This is a genomic window from Streptomyces deserti (assembly GCF_054782695.1).
This window is the reverse complement of the sequence record NZ_BAAGRZ010000003.1, coordinates 45,268-63,827: the sequence shown is the minus strand read 5'-3', so window position 1 is coordinate 63,827 and position 18,560 is coordinate 45,268. Positions and strand designations below refer to the sequence as shown.

Sequence of the window (18,560 nt, the reverse complement as noted above, 5' to 3'; positions counted from 1 at the left end):
CCGTGCTGAAGGCGACACTCAGGAGCTTCCTCGCGCACAAGGGACGCCTGCTGCTGTCCGCGCTGGCCGTCATCCTGTCCGTGGCGTTCGTCGCGGGAAGCCTGATCTTCTCCGACACGGTCAGCCGCACCTTCGACCGGCTGTTCGCCTCGACCGCCGCCGACGTCACCGTCACCCCCAAGGAGACCCTCGACGAGGCGGTGCCCTCCGGGGCGACGGCCACGCTCCCGGCCGCGCTGGCGGACCGTGTGGCGCGGGTGGACGGGGTGGCCGCCGCGCGCGTGGACGCGGAGACGCGGAACATCACGGTCGTCGACGACGAGAACCAGCCCGTCGGCCCGACCACCGGCGCCCCCACCATCGGCACCAACTGGAACCCGACCGAACGCAGCCCCGTGGAGCTCACCTCCGGTCACGCCCCGCGCGGCCCGGCCGAGGCGCTGATCGACTCCGAGACCGCCGACCGCAGGAACGTACGCGTCGGCGACGCCCTCACCGTCATCGCGGCGCCCGGCTCGTTCAAGGTCGAGGTCGTCGGCATCGTCACGTTCACCACGACCAACCCGGGCGCGGCCCTGCTGTTCCTCGACACGCCGACCGCGCAGGCCAAGCTGCTGGGCGACCCCGGGGCCGCCACCGGTATCTCCGTCGACGCGGCCGACGATGTCACCGACGACCAGCTCAAGCAGCGCGTCGCCGCCGCGCTCGGCGCGAACGCCTACGACTACCGCACGGCCGCCGAGCAGGCCGAGTCGGACGTCGAACAGCTGGGCGGATTCCTCGACATCATCAAGTACGTCATGCTCGGCTTCGCCGGGATCGCCGTCCTCGTCGGCGTGTTCCTGATCGTCAACACCTTCTCCATGCTGATCGCGCAGCGGACCCGCGAGCTGGGGCTGCTGCGCGCGCTGGGCGCCGACCGGCGCCAGGTGCGCCGCTCGGTCCTCACCGAGGCGCTGCTGCTCGGCCTGTTCGGCTCCACGGTGGGACTGGCCGCGGGCATCGGGCTCGCCGCCGGGCTCATCGAGCTGATGGGCCTGCTCGGCATGAACATCAAGGCCACCGAGATGGTCATCGGCTGGGCGACCCCGGTCGCGGCGTACCTCGTCGGGGTCGGTGTCACCTTCGTCGCCGCGTATCTGCCGGCCCGGCGCGCGGCGGGTGTCTCGCCGATGGCCGCCCTGGCGGACGCCGAGGTGGCGGGGGTGGGACGGCCGCTGCGGCTGCGGGCGGTGGTGGGCGCGGTCGTCGGGGCGGCGGGCGCGGCGGCCCTCGTGGGGTGCGTGGTGTCGTCGCAGACGTCGGCGGCGGCGTCCCTGCTGGGCCTGGGCGTCGTCCTGACGCTGATCGCGACGGTCATCGCGGGCCCGCTGCTGGTCCGTCCCGTGATCCGGGTGCTGGGCGGTGCCTTCCCGGCGTTGTTCGGTTCGGTCGGCCGGATGAGCCAGCGCAACGCCCTGCGCAACCCCCGCCGCACCGGAGCCACCGCGGCCGCCTTGATGGTGGGTCTCGCCCTGGTCGGCGGGATGTCGGTGGCGAGCGCCTCGATGACCGAGTCGTTCGACCAGCAGATCGACAAGACCCTCGGCGCCGACTTCGTGATCCAGAACAGCAACTTCGTGCCCTTCCCGCGGGAGGTCACGGACGCGGTGCGGGACACCGAGGGCGTCGGGCTCGTCGTACGGTCGAGGTTCGCGCCGGTCGCGGTCCGGCTCCCGGACGGCGACCGGGTGAAGACGACCGCCGCCGGCTACGACCCGCGGCTGGACGACGTCGCCAACATCACCTACGCGCGGGGCGACAGCGCGGCGGCGCTCGCGGACGGGCGTCTCGCGATGGACCGGGACTTCGCGCGGGACCACGGGGTGCGCGTCGGCACGGTGGTACCCGTCGAGTTCCAGGGCGGGCGCCGGGCCGAGCTGACGGTGAGCGCCCTCACCGACCAGGAGTCCGCCGAGGGGTTCCGGCAGCAGGGCGGGCTGTACTTCGGCCTCGCCACGCTGGAGCGGTACGCGCCGGGCGGGCAGGACTCCGTGCTGTACGTCAACGCCGCGCCCGGCACGGACCCGGACGATCTGCGCGCCGCCCTGGACCGCACCCTCGACCGGTATCCGCAGGTGCAGGTGAGGGACCTCGCCGACTACAAGGACCTGGTGCACGACCAGATCGCCGTCCTGCTGTACCTCGTCTACGCGCTGCTGGGGCTGGCGATCATCATCGCGGTGCTCGGCGTGGTCAACACCCTGGCGCTGTCGGTGGTGGAACGCACCCGGGAGATCGGTCTGCTGCGGGCGATCGGGCTCGCGCGGCGGCAGTTGCGCCGGATGATCCGGCTGGAGTCGGTGGTCATCGCGGTGTTCGGCGCGGTCCTGGGGCTCGCGCTGGGGCTGGTGTGGGGGGTGTGCACCCAGCAGGTGCTGGCGTTGCAGGGCATGACGGCGCTCGCGATCCCGTGGGGCACGATCGTCGCCGTCGTCGTCGGCTCGGCGGTGGTGGGCGTCGTCGCGGCGCTGCTGCCGGCGTTGCGTGCCTCCCGCATGAACGTGCTGGCGGCCATCGCGCACGAGTGATTGACTCCTCTGTGGCCTCAAGTCGCTTGCCCGTGAGGAGAGTTCCTGCCGCGCCCGTTCCGCTTCGGTGGTGGGGCTGCTGGCCGTCAACCTCATGAGCCCCGCCCCGGCGGACGAGTGGCGTGCGAAGTGCCGCCGGGCCGAGGAACTCGGCTACGACGTGATCCTCGTCCCCGACCATCTGGGCATGCCGGCGCCGTTCCCGGCGCTGGTGGCGGCGGCCGAGGCCACCGAACGCCCCCGGCTGGGGACCTTCGTGCTCAACGCGGGCTTCTGGAATCCTGCCCTGCTGGCCCGTGAGGTGGCGACGACGGACGCGCTGACGGGCGGGCGCCTCGAACTCGGGCTCGGCACCGGCTACGTCCGGGCCGAGCACGACACCGCCGGACTGCCCTTCGGGTCGCCGCGCGAACGGGTCGAGCATCTCCGGCGGACCGTCGAGGATTTGGACCGGTTGCTGACGTCCAAGGAGCACCGGCCGCGGCCGGTGCAGAAGCCGCGGGTGCCGCTGCTGATCGGCGCCAACGGCGACCGGATGCTCGAACTGACCGCCGAGCACGCCGACATAGCCGCCTTCACCGGCGCGCGATCGGTGCCCGGGAGCACCACCGGGCAGCTGACGGCGATCAGCGCGGAGGAACTCGACGAGCGCGTGGGGCGGTACCAGGAGCTGGCGGCGGGCCTATCTGACCGTCCTGGAGCCGTCCATGGAGGCCTTCGGGCCGGTCATCGAACGGCTCCGCGGCGCCTGACCGTCCGTATCCCGGAAATGCCGGGTCGTGGCAAGCGGCGCGTGATGGGATCACCGCATGACCGACGTGCGCATACGGGCCGCGGTGCCCGAGGACCTGGACGCCGTGCTGGCCTTCTGGAAGACGGCCGCCGAGGGGACGAGCATCAGTGACGACCGGGACGGGGTGGAGCGGCTCGTCGCCCGCGACCCCGAGGCGCTGATCCTCGCCGAGAACGGCGGCGAGCTGGTGGGCACGGTGATCGCGGGCTTCGACGGCTGGCGCTGCCATCTGTACCGGCTGGCCGTGCATCCGGACCATCGCCGCCAGGGGATCGCCTCCGCGCTGCTCGCCGCCGCCGAGGAGAGGTTCGTACGGCTCGGCGGGCGCCGCGCGGACGCGATGGTGCTGCGGCGCAACGAGACCGCACATCACGCGTGGGGCGCCGCCGGATACGCGCCCGAGGAGCAGTGGCGGCGCTGGGTGAAGCCCCTCACCGACTAGGCTGCCGACTTCTTTACTGATCCTTTGCTCGTGGAGGGCCACTCGGTCCCCCATGAAAGGTTCCGAGCGTCCACCGATGGGTGAGCCTCCCTGTGCGCGACATCGCGCACTCCGTCCCGTCCTGACCGACCATGGGACGGAGGTGACCCGATGACCGAAGTGCTCCTCCTTCTGGTGGCGATCCTGCTCTCGCTCGCCTGTGGTGCCTTCGTGGCGGCGGAGTTCTCCCTGACCACGGTCGAGCGCGCCGCGCTGGAGCGGGCCGTGGAGCGCGGCGAGCGGGGCGCGTCGGGCGCGCTGAAGGCCGTGCGGAACCTGACCTTCCAGCTGTCCGGGGCGCAGCTCGGCATCACGGTCACCAACCTGGTGGTCGGCATGCTCGCCGAGCCGTCGATCGCCGCGCTGCTCGCCGGCCCGCTGAAGTCCGTCGGCGTCCCGCGCTCGGCGGCGTCGTCTCTCGCGCTGGTGATCGGTACGGGCCTGTCGACGGTGTTCCTGATGGTCGTCGGCGAGCTGGTGCCCAAGAACTGGGCGATCTCGTCGCCGCTGAAGGTCGCCAAGACCGTGGGCAACGCGCAGCGCTGGTTCAGCGCCGCGTTCCGGCCCTTCATCACCCACCTCAACAACACGGCGAACCGCGTGGTGCGCCGTATCGGCCTGCAGCCCGCCGAGGAGCTGGCCTCCGCGCGCGGACCGCAGGAGCTGGCGGCGCTGGCCCGGCACTCCGCCAAGGAGGGCGCCCTGGAGGCCGACACCGCCGAGTTGTTCGTACGGACCCTGAACCTCGCCGACCTGACCGCGGAGAACGTGATGACCCCGCGGGTCCAGGTCATCGCCCTCGACGCCCAGGCGACCTGCGAGGACGTGGCGAACGCGACCCGGGCGACCGGACTGTCCCGGTTCCCGGTCTACCGCGGCACCCTCGACTCGGTCGTGGGGACCGCCCACGTCAAGGACGTCCTGGCGGTGCCCGCGGACCGCCGGCGCCTGGTCCCCGTCTCCGAGCTGATGCGCGAGCCGCTGCTGGTCCCCGAGTCGCTCACCGTCGACCGGCTCCTGGACCGGCTCTCCGGCAAGCGCACCATGGCCGTCGTGATCGACGAGTACGGCGGCACGGCGGGCGTGGCCACGCTGGAGGACATCGTCGAGGAGGTCGTCGGCGAGGTCCGCGACGAGCACGACCCGCACGAGACGCCCGAACTGGCCCCGGCCGGCACGGACGAGGCGGGCCACGCCCTGTACTCGGCCGACGGCTCGGCGCGCCTCGACCAGCTCGCGCAGGTCGGCCTGCGTGCGCCGGAGGGACCGTACGAGACGCTGGCCGGGCTCGTGGCCACTCGGCTCGGCCGGATTCCCGCCGTCGGGGACACCCTCGAGGTCGCCGGCTGGCGCATGGAGGTCCTGGACGCCACGGGCCGCCGCGCGGCACGCGTCCTGCTGCACGCACCCCTCGACGACGAGACGGGGGTGGAGCGGTGACCACCGTCCAGCTGCTGATCGGTCTGGCGACACTCGTCGTCAACGCCTTCTTCGTGGGCGCCGAGTTCGCACTGATCTCGGTGCGCCGCAGCCAGATCGAGCCGTACGTCGAACGGGGCGACCGGCGCGCCAAGAGCGTGCTGTGGGGCCTGGAGCACGTGTCGGCGCTGATGGCGGCCGCGCAGCTCGGCATCACGCTGTGCACGCTGGTCCTCGGTGTGGTCGCCGAGCCGGCCATCGAGCACCTGCTGGAGCCGGTGTTCCACGCGATGGGCGTGCCGGAGGGCGCGGGACACGCGGTCTCCTTCGTGATCGCGCTGACCCTGGCGACGTATCTGCACATGCTGTTCGGCGAGATGGTGCCGAAGAACGTCGCCGTCGCCGAGCCGGTGCGCAGCGCGCTGGCGCTGGGCCCGCCGCTGGTGGCGCTGTCCCGGGCGCTGCGCCCGGTGATCTTCACGGTGAACGCGTTCGCCAACACGCTGCTGAGGCTGCTGCGGGTGCAGGCCCGGGAAGAGGTCACGGCCTCCTTCTCGGACGCCGAGCTGGCGCGGATCGTGAAGGACTCCGGTGAGGCGGGTCTCATCGACGACCGTGCGCGGGAGCGGCTGCACGACGCGCTGGAACTGGGCCGCCGACCGGTGCGCGACGTGGTGCTGCCGCTGGAAAGCGTCGTGTACGCGCGCGTGGGCGTCACGCCCGAGCAGCTGGAGGAGCTGTCGGCCCGGTCGGGGTTCTCGCGCTTCCCGGTGGTGGACGAGGGACGGCGGATCGTCGGCTATCTGCATGTGAAGGACGCCCTGGACGCCTCGCCGCGGGATGTGCCGTTCCGGCTGCGGGACATGCGGCCCATCGCGCGCGTGCGTGAGGGCACGCCGCTGGACGACGTGCTCACGGCGATGCGGGGCAGCCGTACGCATCTCGCGGCCGTGATCGGCGCCGACGGGCGGCTCGCGGGACTGGTGACCATGGAGGACGTGCTGCGGGAGCTGTTCGGGCAGCGGGCGTGAGCCGTCGCTGGCATCCGGGCCGACCGACCGATGGGTATGTGCACCGGATACCATCTCTGTCGCCATGCAGACGAACCCCACCCACACCAGCCTGGTCGCGGTCGGCGACTCCTTCACCGAGGGCATGTCGGACCTCCTGCCGGACGGCACGTACCGGGGCTGGGCCGATCTCCTCGCCGCGCGGATGGCCGCCGTCAACCCCGGGTTCCGGTACGCCAACCTCGCTGTGCGCGGCAAGCTGATCGGGCAGATCGTCACGGAGCAGGTGGACGCGGCGGCGGCCATGCAGGCCGACGTGATCACCCTGGTCGGCGGGCTCAACGACACGCTGCGGCCCAAGTGCGACATGGTGCGGGTGCGCGATCTTCTGACCGAGGCCGTGGAGAAACTGGCCCCCTCCTGCAAGCAGCTGGTGCTGATGCGCAGCCCGGGCCGCCAGGGCCCGGTCCTGGAGCGGTTCCGGCCGCGCATGGAGGCGCTGTTCGCCTGGGTCGAGGAGCTCGCCCGGCGGCACGACGCGCTGGTCGTCGACCTGTACGGCGCGCCCGCGCTCGGTGATCCGCGCCTGTGGGACGTGGACCGGCTGCATCTGACGGCCGAGGGGCACCGCCGGGTCGCGGAGGCCGTGTGGCAGACGCTGGGCTACGAGCCCGAGGATCCCGAGTGGCACATGCCACCGCCGGTGACCGCGCCGCCCGGCTGGGTCTCGCGCCGGGTCGCGGACGCCCGGTTCGCCCGGCGGCACCTGCTGCCGTGGATCGGGCGGCGGCTGACGGGGCGCTCGTCCGGCGACGGCCGCCCGCCGAAGCGGCCCGAGCTGCTGCCGTACGAGGGTCCGGCGGCGTAGGCCCCTCCCTTCCGGTGGGCTCGGCACCGGAGACACGCCGCCGAATGGCCGATCGGCCGGTCCCGGTCAACATCCGGACATAGCGTGCCACTTATGATCAAACGCCACTTCGCCTATCTGGCATGCACCGCGGCACTCGTCGGCACGGGGATCGGGGCCGCCCCGCCGGTCGAGGGTCCGCAGACCCACCTGGTCCGTCCCGGGGAGTCGATCCAGAAAGCGGTGGACGCCGCTCAGCCGGGCGACACCGTACTGCTGGCCCCCGGCACCTTCCGGGAGAGCGTCCGGGTGACCACGTCCGGGCTGACCCTGCGCGGCAAGGGCCCGCGCACCGTCATCAAACCCGCCGCGAAGGCCGCGAACAGCTGTGCCAAGGCCGGCAACGGCATCTGTGTGGAGGGCACGGAGAGCCGTCCCGTCGAGCACACCACGATCGCCGCGCTGACCCTGTCCGGCTTCGCCAAGAACGGCCTGTGGGCGACGGGCACCGACCGGCTGACGGTCCGGCGGGTGACCGCCGAGAAGAACGGGCAGTGGGGCCTCGCCCAGGAGAACTCCGTACGCGGCATGTTCACGTACAACATCGCCCGGAACAACGGTGACGCCGGGGTGTTCCTCGCCAACACGGTCACCGCCGAGAAGGGCGCCATGGACACCCTGGGCACCGTGGTCGCCCGCAACCGTCTGGAGGGCAACCGGATCGGTCTGACCGTCCGGCGCCTGCGGAACCTCACCGTCGCGTACAACGACGCCACCGCCAACTGCGCCGCCGTGTTCGTGGTCGGCGACGAGACCCGCCCCCGGGCCGGCGCCCTGACCGTGCGCGACAACCGGGTCGTGGCGAACAACAAGTACTGCCCGAAGACCCCCCGGCTGCCCTTCCTGCAGGGCTCGGGGATCGTGCTGACCGGCGCCGAGGACACGCTGGTGACACGGAACGCGGTCGCGGACAACAGGGGCACCTCGCCGCTGTCCGGCGGCGTCGTGATCTTCAAGAGCATGGTGGGCGCCAAGAGCGAGCGGAACCGGATCACCGACAACACGCTGCGGAACAACTCCCCGGCCGACCTGGTCAACACGGACACCGGGAAGGGCAACACCTTCCAGGGCAACTCCTGCACGCTCTCCAAGCCCGCGGGGCTGTGCTGAACCGTCGTACCCATCCGTGAACCCACGAAGGAAAGGCGGCACATGACGACCGCAAACCCTGCCCCGCCGCCGTCCATGCGGCTGAGGGAGCTCGTGTTCGGGGCGGCGTGTGCCGCCGCCCTCCGTGCGGCTGCCCGGCTGGGCGTGGCCGACGCACTCGGCGACGGCCCCATGGCCGTGGAGGACCTCGCGGCCGCGGTGAAGGCCGAGCCGCAGCCGCTGCGGCGACTGCTGCGGGCCCTGTCCTGCTACGGGGTCTTCACCGAGCAGGAGGACCGCAGGTTCGCGCACACCGGCATGTCCCGGCTGCTGCGCGAGGACGACCCGAACAGTCTGCGCGACATCTGCCTGTGGTGCACCGAGCCGTGGACCTGGGACGCCTGGCCGCTCCTCGACGAGGCGGTGCGCACCGGCCGCAACGTCGTGGAGGACCTGTACGGCAAGGAGTTCTTCACCTACCTCAACGAGGACGCCCCGGAGTCGGCCGACGTGTTCAACCGGGCCATGACGACCTCCAGCCGGCAGTCCGCCCGGGACGTCGCCGAGCTCCTCGACCTGTCGGGGGCCTCCTCGGTAGCCGACATCGGCGGCGGCCAGGGGCACGTGGTGGCGAGCCTGCTGGAGAAGTACCCGGCGATGCACGGCACGCTGCTCGACCTGCCGCGCGTGGTGGAGAACGCCGATCCGCGGCTGCGGCCGGGCGGCTCGCTCGCGGACCGGGTGCGCGTCGTGCCCGGCGACTGCCGGGAGGCCGTGCCGGTGAAGGCCGACGTCTACGTCGTCAAGAACGTCCTGGAATGGGACGACGACAGCACGGCCCGGCTGCTGCGCAACGTCATCGAGGCGGGCGGGCCGGGGACACGCGTGGTGGTCATCGAGAACCTCGTCGACGACACACCGTCGATGCGGTTCAGCACCGCCATGGACCTGCTGCTGCTGTTGAACGTCGGCGGGGCCAAGCACACCACCGACAGCATGGTCCGCCGGCTGACCGCCGCGGGCCTGGTCATCGACGACATCAGTCCGGTCAATCCCTACCTGCACGCGTTCGACTGCACTGTGCCGGGGTGACCGGGGTCGGCCGCCCCTGCCGCGGCAGGGGCGGCCGACAGGCGCCCCGGGCGTCGGGCCGACCTCGGAGCACGGGCATGCCCGTGCGCCGGGGTCGGCTTCGGTGGTCAGGGGGGCGGGCGGCGGGGCGCCTCGGGGGACGGGCTCGGGGCCGTCTCGGGCGGTCGGGCGTCCGGAATCGGGCCCGGCCTCGGCGGTCAGGTCTCCGGCTGGGGCCCTCCGGGGGCTCGCATCCGGAGGCCGCCCTCGGCCACAGCACAAAGCCCCCGGCGTCGGGAACAGCCTTGGTGACCGGCATGGGTCGGGAGTGGCCCGCAGGGTCGGGCATCCGGGCGCCGACGGCAGCCCGGAGGGCACGCGGTCGGCGTCGGCCCGGCCCGGCCGTCAGGCCTCCGGCGCCCGGCGGTCGGTGATGAGCTCCATGCGGGCGAGCGGCAGAAGACGCTCCAGGTCGCCGTCCGCACCTGCCTCACCGTCGAGGAGCGTCGTCAGCTCGGCCGCCTGCCGGGCATCCGCGAGGCCGAGGGCGCGGGCGGGGTCGGTGTCCAGGCCGGCCCGGACGTCGATCAGCCGCACCACGACGTCGCCGCGCTGGAAGATCGTGCTGCGCAGGACCAGGGTGTGCGGATCGTCCGCCGCCGCCTCGTCCTGCTGGGCGAGCACCTCGGCCAGCCGCAGTCCGCTGCCCGGCCGGGCCGGGTAGTACAGCGCGTACCGCTCCCCCACCGCGCTCTCCTCGTCCGCCGTCACGTGGTGCACGGCGGGCAGCGCCGCCCGGGTGAAGAAGGCCCGGGCGGATACGGGGTCGTCGAGGTCCCGGTGCTGCTCCAGGTGGGGGTTGATGGCTTCCTCGACGGCGCGGACCTCCGGCTGCCGCGCCACGTGCCGCAGGGCGGCGAGCAGGTCGCCGCGCACCTCGATGGCCCGTACGACCCGGTTGCCGTGCATGAACAGGGACGTGCGGCACAGCCGGGTGGTGTCGTCGACGCGCGGCTCGGGCGAGGCGTAGTCGGCCAGGATCTCGGCGACGGCACGTTCGCTGCCCGGTTTGACCGTGAAGGTGAGTGCGTGCCTGGTCACGCCGTCCCCGATCCTGGGGGACGCCTGGAGCCAGCGCTGCGCGGCCTCGGCGGCGGGCTGCCCCGCGCCGGTCTCGCGGACGACGTGGAAGCGCAGCGACCGGGTGTCCCGGACACAGCCGTGCAGCGGTTGCACCATCCGTACGTGGTCCTCGCTGTTGACCCAGGCGAGGAACGGCGGGGCGCTCTCCCACTCACTGGTGATCAGCCACTGAGAGGGGTTCTCGATCGACTGGCACAGCTGGTCGCTGACATGCCCGGGCACGGACGCGACCTGGTTGGAAAGCTGCTCGTACGCCTCCAGAAACTGCTGCTGAGCGCCGTCGTGGACGTCCACCAGCAGGACGACCCGGAGCCTGGAACCGTCGAACACGGACTGGGAGACCCGCTGCGACACCTGCCGCGCCGGCGGTCGATCAGAGGTGGTGGTCATCCTGCGCACGTCTCCTTCACGTCCCTGACAGGACATTCGCGGGGCAGAGGTGAACGCCGGCCGCCGGCACCGCGACGCCGACCTGCGTCGATCCTCGGCCGGTCGGCAGGCCCGCGCGACTTGTACGCATCACGCGGGTGAGCGGCCGGGCCCGGGGACGCATACGGGTTCGTCACCTCTGGCCTGCGTGTTTCGGGCGACGGGCCCGTCTGCGAGCAGGATCCGGGGCCCTCTGGACGCCGGGTAGACTCCGTGCACGTGACTGCTGCGCCCGCCAAGCCCCGTATCCCCAACGTCCTCGCCGGACGTTACGCCTCCGCCGAGCTCGCCACGCTCTGGTCGCCCGAGCAGAAGGTGAAGCTGGAGCGGCAGCTCTGGCTCGCCGTGCTGCGGGCCCAGAAGGACCTCGGGATCGAGGTTCCGGAGGAGGCGCTGGCCGACTACGAGCGCGTGCTCGACCAGGTCGACCTCGTCTCGATCGCGGAGCGCGAGAAGGTCACGCGGCACGACGTGAAGGCGCGGATCGAGGAGTTCAACGACCTCGCCGGGCACGAGCACGTGCACAAGGGCATGACCTCCCGCGACCTCACCGAGAACGTCGAGCAGCTGCAGATCCGGCTGTCGCTGGAGCTGATGCGCGACCGCACGGTGGCGGTGCTCGCACGGCTGGGCAAGCTGGCCGGGGAGTACGGCGAGCTGGTCATGGCCGGCCGCTCGCACAACGTGGCCGCGCAGGCCACCACCCTCGGCAAGCGTTTCGCGACCGCGGCCGACGAGCTGCTGGTCGCCTACGGCCGGGTCGAGGAGCTGCTGGGCCGTTACCCGCTGCGCGGCATCAAGGGCCCGGTCGGTACGGCGCAGGACATGCTGGACCTGCTGGGCGGGGACGCCGCGAAGCTGGCCGAGCTGGAGCGGCGGATCGCCGGTCACCTGGGCTTCGCGCAGGCGTTCACCTCGGTCGGCCAGGTCTACCCGCGCTCGCTGGACTACGAGGTCGTCACCGCGCTGGTGCAGCTGGCCGCCGCGCCCTCCTCGCTGGCGAAGACGATCCGGCTGATGGCCGGGCACGAGCTGGTCACCGAGGGCTTCAAGCCGGGCCAGGTGGGCTCCTCGGCGATGCCGCACAAGATGAACACCCGCTCCTGCGAGCGCGTCAACGGCCTGATGGTGATCCTGCGCGGCTACGCCTCGATGACCGGCGAGCTGGCGGGCGACCAGTGGAACGAGGGTGACGTGTCCTGCTCGGTGGTGCGCCGGGTCGCGCTGCCGGACGCGTTCTTCGCGCTGGACGGTCTTCTGGAGACGTTCATGACGGTGCTCGACGAGTTCGGCGCGTTCCCGGCGGTCGTGGGCCGGGAGCTGGACCGCTACCTGCCGTTCCTGGCCACCACCAAGGTGCTGATGGGCGCGGTGCGCGCGGGGGTCGGCCGGGAGGTCGCGCACGAGGCGATCAAGGAGAACGCCGTCGCCACGGCTCTCGCGATGCGCGAGCAGGGCGCCGAGCGCAACGACCTGCTCGACAAGCTCGCCGGCGACGAGCGCATCCCGCTCGACCGCGCCCAGCTGGAGGCGCTGATGGCGGACAAGCTGTCCTTCACCGGCGCCGCGGGCGACCAGGTCGGCGCCGTCGTCGGCCGGATCGAGGAGATCGTCAAGCAGCACCCTCAGGCCGCGGGCTACACGCCCGGGGCGATCCTCTGACACGCCGCACATCGTGCCGCGCTTCACCCCTGAGGAGTTGGAGGCCGCCCGCGACCGCCCGGTGCCGGACGTGGTCGCGGACGGCCTGCGCGTGCTGTTCTGCGGTATAAATCCCGGGCTGATGACGGCCGCGACGGGCCACCACTTCGCCCGTCCCGGCAACCGCTTCTGGCCGGTGCTGCACCGGTCCGGGTTCACGCCGAGGCTGCTGAAGCCGTCCGAGCAGCGGGAGTTGCTGTCGTACGGGCTCGGTATCACGAACGTCGTGGCGCGGCCGACGGCGCGGGCCGACGAGCTGAGCGCCGAGGAGTACCGCGAGGGTGGGCGGCTGCTCGCCCTGAAGGTGGCGCGGCTGCGGCCGCGCTGGCTGGCCGTGGTCGGGATCACCGCCTACCGGGCCGCGTTCGACGACCGCAAGGCCCAGGTGGGGCCGCAGTCGCGGACGATCGGCGACACGCGCGTGTGGGTGCTGCCCAATCCGAGCGGGCTGAACGCGCACTGGACGGTGGAGACGATGGCGGAGGAGTTCGCGCGGCTGCGTGCGGCCGCGCAGGCTCCCTAGGCGGTCATGGCGGGTCTGTCCCAGCCGGTCACGGCAGATGTGTTCCAACCGGTCACGGCGGGTCTGTCTCCGTGACGACGGCCAGGAGTTGGACCTCGTCCGACTCGTCCAGGTCGGCGACGGCCACGGCGACCCAGCGGCCGGTCCCGACCACCTCCCACAGGCAGGCCACGCGTGCGCGTGCGCTGAGCGTGGCCCACGGCTCGGGTATCTCCTCCCGTTCGGTGCGCAGGAGAACGGTCTGCAGGTTGTAGGGCGGCGTATCCCCCCAGCGTGAGGCGAGGAGTTCGTCGAGGGCGTCCCGGTCCTTCTCGCACTGGTCGACCGTCACCGCCCGCTGCGCCGGGTCTGCGTCCCCGAGGCCGTGACTGCTCTCTAATACCGCGACGTGGTAGCCGGGACCCGAGCTGCCGACATCCGACGGACCGTGCTCCGCCGGAAAGGGGCGGAAGCACAGCTCGTCGATGAGGGCGATGTGCTGTGCGATGTTCATGAAGTCCAGTAAACCCGCCGCCACTGACAGTTGGCGGGGCGTCAGCCCGTGGGCCGGTCAGGCGTCCCGGCGGCGCAGGCTCCACGCGCCCGCCAGGAGCGCGGCGGCCGTCCACAGGGCGGTCACCACGAGTCCCGGCCAGGGGCCGAGCGTTCCCTCGTACGTCTCGTGGAGGACCACCTGTCCGGCCTTGTCGGGCAGGAAGTCCGCTACGGTGCCCACCGCGTCGCCGATCACGAACGCGACCACGAGGATGAAGGGGATCAGGAGGGACAGTGTGGCCACGCCGCTGCGCAGCAGGGTGGCGAGGCCGGCCGCGAACAGGGCCATCAGCATCAGGTAGATCCCGCAGCCCACGACCCCGCGTACCTGCTCGCCCACGGTGAGCCCGTCCGCCGCGGAGCCCAGTCCGGCCCGCGCCACGACGAGGGCGGCGAAGGCGGTCGCCAGTCCCACGAGGAGAGCCGGTACGGCGATCGCCGTCACCTTGGCGGCGAACCACCGTCCGCGCTGTGGCACCGCGGCCAGTGAGAGCCGCAGCGCACCGCCGTGGAACTCCGACGACACGGCCATGGCTCCGAAGGCGATCGCCGCGATCTGGCCCGGGACGACCCCGGACAGGGCCATGAACAGCGGGTCGAACTCCGGGTCGGACGTCTTGGAGACACCGGCCACCGCGGAGAACGCCGTGGTCGCCGCGAACATCCCCAGCAGCGCGCCGAGGAGCGAGCGGAGCGTGCGGATCTTCAGCCACTCGGAGCGCAGTACGGGCGCGGATTCCATGGTCAGGCCTCCTGGCGAGGTGCGGTGAACTCGGCTTCGGCGGCGGTCAGGCCGAGATAGGCCTGCTCCAACGTGCCTTCCTCCACGGCCAGTTCCAGGAGCGGCACGCCCGCTGCGGACGTGAGGCGCCCTATGTCGTCCACGCGCGCGTGGTGCACGATCCAGTGGCCGTCCTCGTGTTCCACGGCGTCGTGACCGTGCCGGGCGAGGACGCTCTTCAGGGCGGTGGGGTTCGTGGTGCGGATCCGTACGCGGGGCCGCACGCGCGCGTGGATGAACTCCCGCATCGGGGTGTCGGCCAGCAGGCGGCCCCGGCCGAGGACGATCAGGTGGTCGGCGAAGGACGCGGTCTCGTTCATCAGGTGGCTGGAGACCAGGACCGTGCGCCCCTCCCCCGCGAGCCGGCGCAGCAACTCGCGGATCCAGATGATGCCTTCGGGGTCGAGGCCGTTCGAGGGCTCGTCGAGCATGACCACCTCGGGGTCACCGAGCAGGGCGGCGGCGATACCGAGCCGCTGCCGCATGCCCAGGGAGTACGTCTTCACCCGGCGGCGGGCTACCGAGGCCAGGCCCGTCTCCTCCAGCACCTCGTCGACCCGGCGGTCCGGGATGCGGTTGGCCGCCGCCAGGACGCGCAGATGGTCGCGGGCGGTGCGGGAGCCGTGCGCGGCGTGGGCGTCGAGCAGGGCGCCGACGTGGCGCAGGGGTTCGTGCAGGGTGGCGTAGGCGCGGCCGCCCACGGTGGCGGAGCCGGCGGTCGGCCGGTCGAGGCCGAGCACGAGCCGCATGGTGGTGGACTTTCCGGCGCCGTTGGGGCCGAGGAAGCCGGTGACGCGGCCGGGGCGCACGGTGAAGGTGAGGCCGTCCACGGCCCGGCGGGTGCCGTACTCCTTGGTGAGGTCTCGGACGTCGATGCTGGTCATGGCAGCAGCGTGGCCGTTCCAGGCGGGTCGGGGCCTCCCCCGCCGGGGGAGATCGCCTCCCCCGTGCGGGGGAGGTGCGGTGTCAGTGGTGGCTGGCACGATGACGGGATGGTCCGCTTGCTGCGCCCGTTCACCCGGGCGGTGACGTACACACGATGGCTGCATCTGTTCCTGGCCGTCGTGTGGCCGGCCATGTGGTGGTACATCTTCGACCCGTTCTGGGCGTGGCTCACGGCCATCGTGCTGCTCGGGGTCAGCGGACTCGTGCCCGCGATGCGGACCGTCGAAGGGTTCCAGGCCAGACTGCTGCTGCTTCGCGAGCGGCACGACAGCGACACCCCGGACATCGTCACGGCGCCCTCCGCCACCTGGGGCGACCGCGGACGCACCACCCTGTGGCTGGAGATCCGGCTGTTCCTGGGCTGTGCGGTCGGCTTCCTCACCATCCACCTGCCCATGCTCACCAAGGACTTGGTGCGCGCATCGCAGGGCGGCAGCCCGGACCCGGCCACGTTCATCCAGGTTCCGGGCCACCACTGGTGGTACGCCCTGCTCGCTCTCCTCCCCTTGATCACGCTGGCCGCCATCGTGGTCGGCGCCGGAAAGCTGATCACCGGCAACGCCCGCCGCCTCCTCGGCCCCTCCCCCGCGGAGCGGCTCGCCGCGCTGGAGGAGCGCACCGAGCAACTCCTGGAAAGGACGCGCATCGCGCGCGAGTTGCACGACTCGATCGGTCACGCGCTGACCGTCGCCGTGGTGCAGGCGGGCGCCGCGCGCACGGCGGGCGACCCCGCGTTCACCGACCGGGCGCTGAGCGCGATCGAGGAGACCGGCCGGGCCGCCCTGGAGGACCTGGAGCGCGTGCTCGGTGTGCTGCGCGAGTCGGGGAAACCCGTGAGCGGCAGGCCGACGCTCGCGGACGCCGACCGGCTGCTGGAGTCCGCGCGGGCCTCCGGGGCGAAGGTCGACGCCGAGGTGGCCGGTCCGGTGGACACCGTGCCCGGGCCGGTCTCCCGGGAGGGCTACCGGATCCTGCAGGAGTCCCTGACCAATGCGCTGCGGCACGCGGGGCCCGTACCCGTGCGGGTCCGCACCCGCGTCGCCGACGGCACCCTCGTCCTGGAGGTGCGCAATCCGCTCACTGCCGGGATACCCGGCCCGGGGCGCGGCAGCGGGCTGCGCGGCATACGTGAGCGTGCCGCGCTGCTGGGCGGCCACGCGCACACCGGACCCGACCGAGGGGACTGGCAGGTGCACGTCGAGCTGCCGCTGAGCTGATCTACGCTGGCCGGATGCCGGTCACCGTTCTCCTCGTCGACGACGAACCCCTCGTACGCGCGGGTCTGCGAGCCGTGCTGGAGGCACAGCCCGACATCGAGGTCGTCGGGGAGGCGGCCGACGGGGCGGCGGTCATTCCGCTCGTACGGCAGCTGCGGCCCGACGTGGTCGCCATGGACGTCCGCATGCCGCTCCTGGACGGCATCGAGGCCACGCGCGCCCTGCTGCGGACCGTCGACGCGCCGCCGAAGATCCTCGTGGTGACGACGTTCGAGAACGACGAGTACGTGTACGAGGCGCTGCGCGCGGGGGCCGACGGGTTTCTGCTCAAGCGGGCCCGGCCCGCCGAGATCGTGCACGCGGTGCGGCTGGTCGCCGAGGGTGAGTCGCTGCTCTTCCCCGCCTCGGTGCGGCAGCTCGCCGCCGAGTACGGCGACGGCGGCGGGAACCGGGTGGCGCGGGCACTGATGGAGCGGGCCCAGCTCACCGAGCGGGAGGCCGAGGTGCTCCGCCTGATGGCGCGGGGCCTGTCGAACGCGGAGATCGCCGGGCGGCTGGTCGTGGGGACGGAGACGGTGAAGTCGCACGTGAGCGCCGTACTGGCAAAGCTCGGGGCGCGGGACCGCACGCAGGCGGTGATCGCGGCGTACGAGTCGGGGTTCGTGGCGCCGGGGTGATCGCCAGGGGTGGGCCCTCGGCAGGCGGCCGGCACTCGCCGGGGTCCGCCGTGCCGAGTACGATCCGGCCAACACGCGCACGAGCTGGGAGGACGGACGGTGGGGCGGCTGACCGGCGGGGATCCCTCGCTGCTGCGAAGGATCAACTCCGCGGTGGTGCTGCACGCGCTGCGTGCCACGGACTGCGCCACGCTGACGGAGATCACCCGGGTGACGGGGCTGTCCCGGCCGACCGTGGAGGGCGTGGTCGAGGGGCTGATCGAGGCCGGTCTGGTCGTCGAGAAGGGTCCGGACGAGAGTGTCGTCAGGCGTCAGGGGCGGCCGGCGCGGCGGTTCCGGTTCCGGGCCGAGGCCGGGCATCTGCTGGGCCTTGAGATCGGGGTGCACCGGGTGGCCGCACTGCTGGCCGACCTGGACGGGCGGGTGATCGGCGCCCAGGCCAAGGACGTCGACGAGACGGCGTCGGCCGACGAGCGGCTGGAGCGGTCGCGCACCGCGGTCGCCGAGCTGCTGCGCCGGGCCGGTGTCGCGCGCGGTTCGCTGCGGGCCGTGGGGGTGGGCACGCCCGGCATCGTCGAGGCGGACGGCACGGTGCGGCTGGGCACCGCGCTGCCCGGGTGGACGGGGCTGCGGCTGGGCGAGCGGCTGAGCCGTTCCTTCAAGTGCCCGGTGCTGGTGGAGAACGACGCCAACGCCGCGGCCGTCGCCGAGCACTGGAAGGGTTCCGCCACCGAGTCCGACGACGTGGTGTTCGTGCTGGCCGGGCTGAGCCCGGGCGCGGGTTCGCTGATCGGGGGACGCCTGCACCGGGGGTTCGGCGGGGCGGCCGGCGAGATCGGGGCGCTGCACCTGCTGGGCCGTGAGGCGACGCCGGAGACCCTGCTGTCCACCACGGACGAGCCGCTGCACCCGCTCGACGAGCAGGCGGTCGCGAAGGTCTTCGCGCGGGCCCGCGAGGGCGACCAGCGGGCCCGGGCCGCCGTGGACCGCTTCATCCAGCGACTCGTCCACGACGTGGCGGCCCTGGTGCTGGCCCTGGACCCGGAGCTGGTCGTCATCGGCGGCTGGGCGGCCGGGCTGGACGGCGTGCTGGATCCGCTGCGCCGCGAACTGGCCCGCTACTGTCTGCGCCCGCCGAAGGTCGCCCTGTCGCTGCTCGGCGAGGCGGCGGTGGCGACGGGCGCGCTGCGGCTCGCCCTCGACCACGTGGAGGAGCAGCTGTTCGCGGTGGAGGGCACGGTCACGGCACGCCGCTAGGGCGTCCCGTCCT

General features: G+C 72.7%; 17 protein-coding genes. 13 read left to right on the top strand and 4 right to left on the bottom strand.

What is annotated here, in order from left to right; all coding sequences use genetic code 11:
* The first annotated feature begins 2 nt into the window (after positions 1-2).
* The 8 genes from ACYVMZ_RS08520 (at position 3) to ACYVMZ_RS08485 (ending at position 9,361) form a co-directional block, all read left to right on the top strand.
* A complete protein-coding gene (locus ACYVMZ_RS08520) occupies positions 3-2,570 on the top strand; it encodes an ABC transporter permease (protein WP_461077247.1) in 2,568 nt (855 codons plus the stop codon).
* A gap of 94 nt (positions 2,571-2,664) precedes the next feature.
* Entirely contained in the window at positions 2,665-3,474 is an 810-nt protein-coding gene (locus ACYVMZ_RS08515) for a TIGR03621 family F420-dependent LLM class oxidoreductase (protein WP_461077836.1), read from the top strand.
* Positions 3,380-3,805, top strand: a complete 426-nt coding sequence (locus tag ACYVMZ_RS08510) for a GNAT family N-acetyltransferase (protein ID WP_461077244.1) — start codon at positions 3,380-3,382, stop codon at positions 3,803-3,805. The genes ACYVMZ_RS08515 and ACYVMZ_RS08510 overlap by 95 nt, the downstream gene beginning before the upstream one ends.
* 150 nt (positions 3,806-3,955) lie before the next feature.
* Entirely contained in the window at positions 3,956-5,284 is a 1,329-nt protein-coding gene (locus ACYVMZ_RS08505; RefSeq protein ID WP_461077242.1) for a hemolysin family protein, read from the top strand.
* A complete protein-coding gene (locus tag ACYVMZ_RS08500) occupies positions 5,281-6,294 on the top strand; it encodes a hemolysin family protein (RefSeq protein ID WP_461077240.1) in 1,014 nt (337 codons plus the stop codon). The genes ACYVMZ_RS08505 and ACYVMZ_RS08500 overlap by 4 nt, the downstream gene beginning before the upstream one ends.
* A 64-nt stretch (positions 6,295-6,358) precedes the next feature.
* A complete protein-coding gene (locus ACYVMZ_RS08495) occupies positions 6,359-7,141 on the top strand; it encodes an SGNH/GDSL hydrolase family protein (RefSeq protein WP_461077238.1) in 783 nt (260 codons plus the stop codon).
* Between the two features lie 93 nt (positions 7,142-7,234).
* A complete protein-coding gene (locus ACYVMZ_RS08490; RefSeq protein WP_461077236.1) occupies positions 7,235-8,290 on the top strand; it encodes a right-handed parallel beta-helix repeat-containing protein in 1,056 nt (351 codons plus the stop codon).
* A 42-nt stretch (positions 8,291-8,332) separates the two neighbouring features.
* On the top strand, positions 8,333-9,361 hold the full coding sequence (locus ACYVMZ_RS08485; RefSeq protein WP_461077234.1) for a methyltransferase: 1,029 nt from the start codon (positions 8,333-8,335) through the stop codon (positions 9,359-9,361).
* Between the two features lie 384 nt (positions 9,362-9,745).
* Here the strand turns inward: ACYVMZ_RS08485 and ACYVMZ_RS08480 are convergent, their stop codons facing one another.
* Positions 9,746-10,873, bottom strand: a complete 1,128-nt coding sequence (locus ACYVMZ_RS08480; RefSeq protein ID WP_461077232.1) for a SchA/CurD-like domain-containing protein — start codon at positions 10,871-10,873, stop codon at positions 9,746-9,748.
* A 258-nt stretch (positions 10,874-11,131) separates the two neighbouring features.
* Here ACYVMZ_RS08480 and purB point away from each other — a divergent pair, with 258 nt between their 5' ends.
* Both purB and mug read left to right on the top strand, forming a co-directional pair.
* Positions 11,132-12,574 (top strand): adenylosuccinate lyase, encoded by a 1,443-nt coding sequence (purB, locus tag ACYVMZ_RS08475; protein WP_461077230.1) that lies wholly within the window; start codon positions 11,132-11,134, stop codon positions 12,572-12,574.
* 13 nt (positions 12,575-12,587) lie between these two features.
* Positions 12,588-13,136, top strand: coding sequence for a G/U mismatch-specific DNA glycosylase (gene mug, locus ACYVMZ_RS08470; protein ID WP_461077228.1), 549 nt, complete (start codon positions 12,588-12,590; stop codon positions 13,134-13,136).
* Between the two features lie 52 nt (positions 13,137-13,188).
* Here mug and ACYVMZ_RS08465 read toward each other — a convergent pair whose 3' ends face one another.
* From ACYVMZ_RS08465 to ACYVMZ_RS08455, 3 genes are read right to left on the bottom strand one after another with little or no spacing between them, the layout of a single operon-like run.
* Positions 13,189-13,629 carry a hypothetical protein gene (locus ACYVMZ_RS08465; RefSeq protein WP_461077226.1) on the bottom strand — a complete coding sequence of 147 codons (441 nt, stop codon included), beginning with the start codon at positions 13,627-13,629 and terminating at the stop codon, positions 13,189-13,191.
* Positions 13,630-13,686: 57 nt separating this feature from the next.
* Positions 13,687-14,412, bottom strand: a complete 726-nt coding sequence (locus ACYVMZ_RS08460; RefSeq protein WP_461077224.1) for an ABC transporter permease — start codon at positions 14,410-14,412, stop codon at positions 13,687-13,689.
* 2 nt (positions 14,413-14,414) lie between these two features.
* On the bottom strand, positions 14,415-15,335 hold the full coding sequence (locus ACYVMZ_RS08455) for an ABC transporter ATP-binding protein (protein WP_461077222.1): 921 nt from the start codon (positions 15,333-15,335) through the stop codon (positions 14,415-14,417).
* A 108-nt stretch (positions 15,336-15,443) separates the two neighbouring features.
* On the opposite strand from ACYVMZ_RS08455, the gene ACYVMZ_RS08450 reads away from it, so the two are divergent.
* The 3 genes from ACYVMZ_RS08450 to ACYVMZ_RS08440 all read left to right on the top strand — a co-directional run bounded on the left by ACYVMZ_RS08450 (position 15,444) and on the right by ACYVMZ_RS08440 (position 18,547).
* Positions 15,444-16,613 carry a sensor histidine kinase gene (locus ACYVMZ_RS08450; RefSeq protein WP_461077220.1) on the top strand — a complete coding sequence of 390 codons (1,170 nt, stop codon included), beginning with the start codon at positions 15,444-15,446 and terminating at the stop codon, positions 16,611-16,613.
* Between the two features lie 14 nt (positions 16,614-16,627).
* Positions 16,628-17,290 carry a response regulator transcription factor gene (locus ACYVMZ_RS08445; RefSeq protein WP_461077218.1) on the top strand — a complete coding sequence of 221 codons (663 nt, stop codon included), beginning with the start codon at positions 16,628-16,630 and terminating at the stop codon, positions 17,288-17,290.
* 99 nt (positions 17,291-17,389) lie between these two features.
* Positions 17,390-18,547, top strand: coding sequence for an ROK family transcriptional regulator (locus ACYVMZ_RS08440; RefSeq protein WP_461077216.1), 1,158 nt, complete (start codon positions 17,390-17,392; stop codon positions 18,545-18,547).
* Positions 18,548-18,560 lie beyond the last annotated feature (13 nt).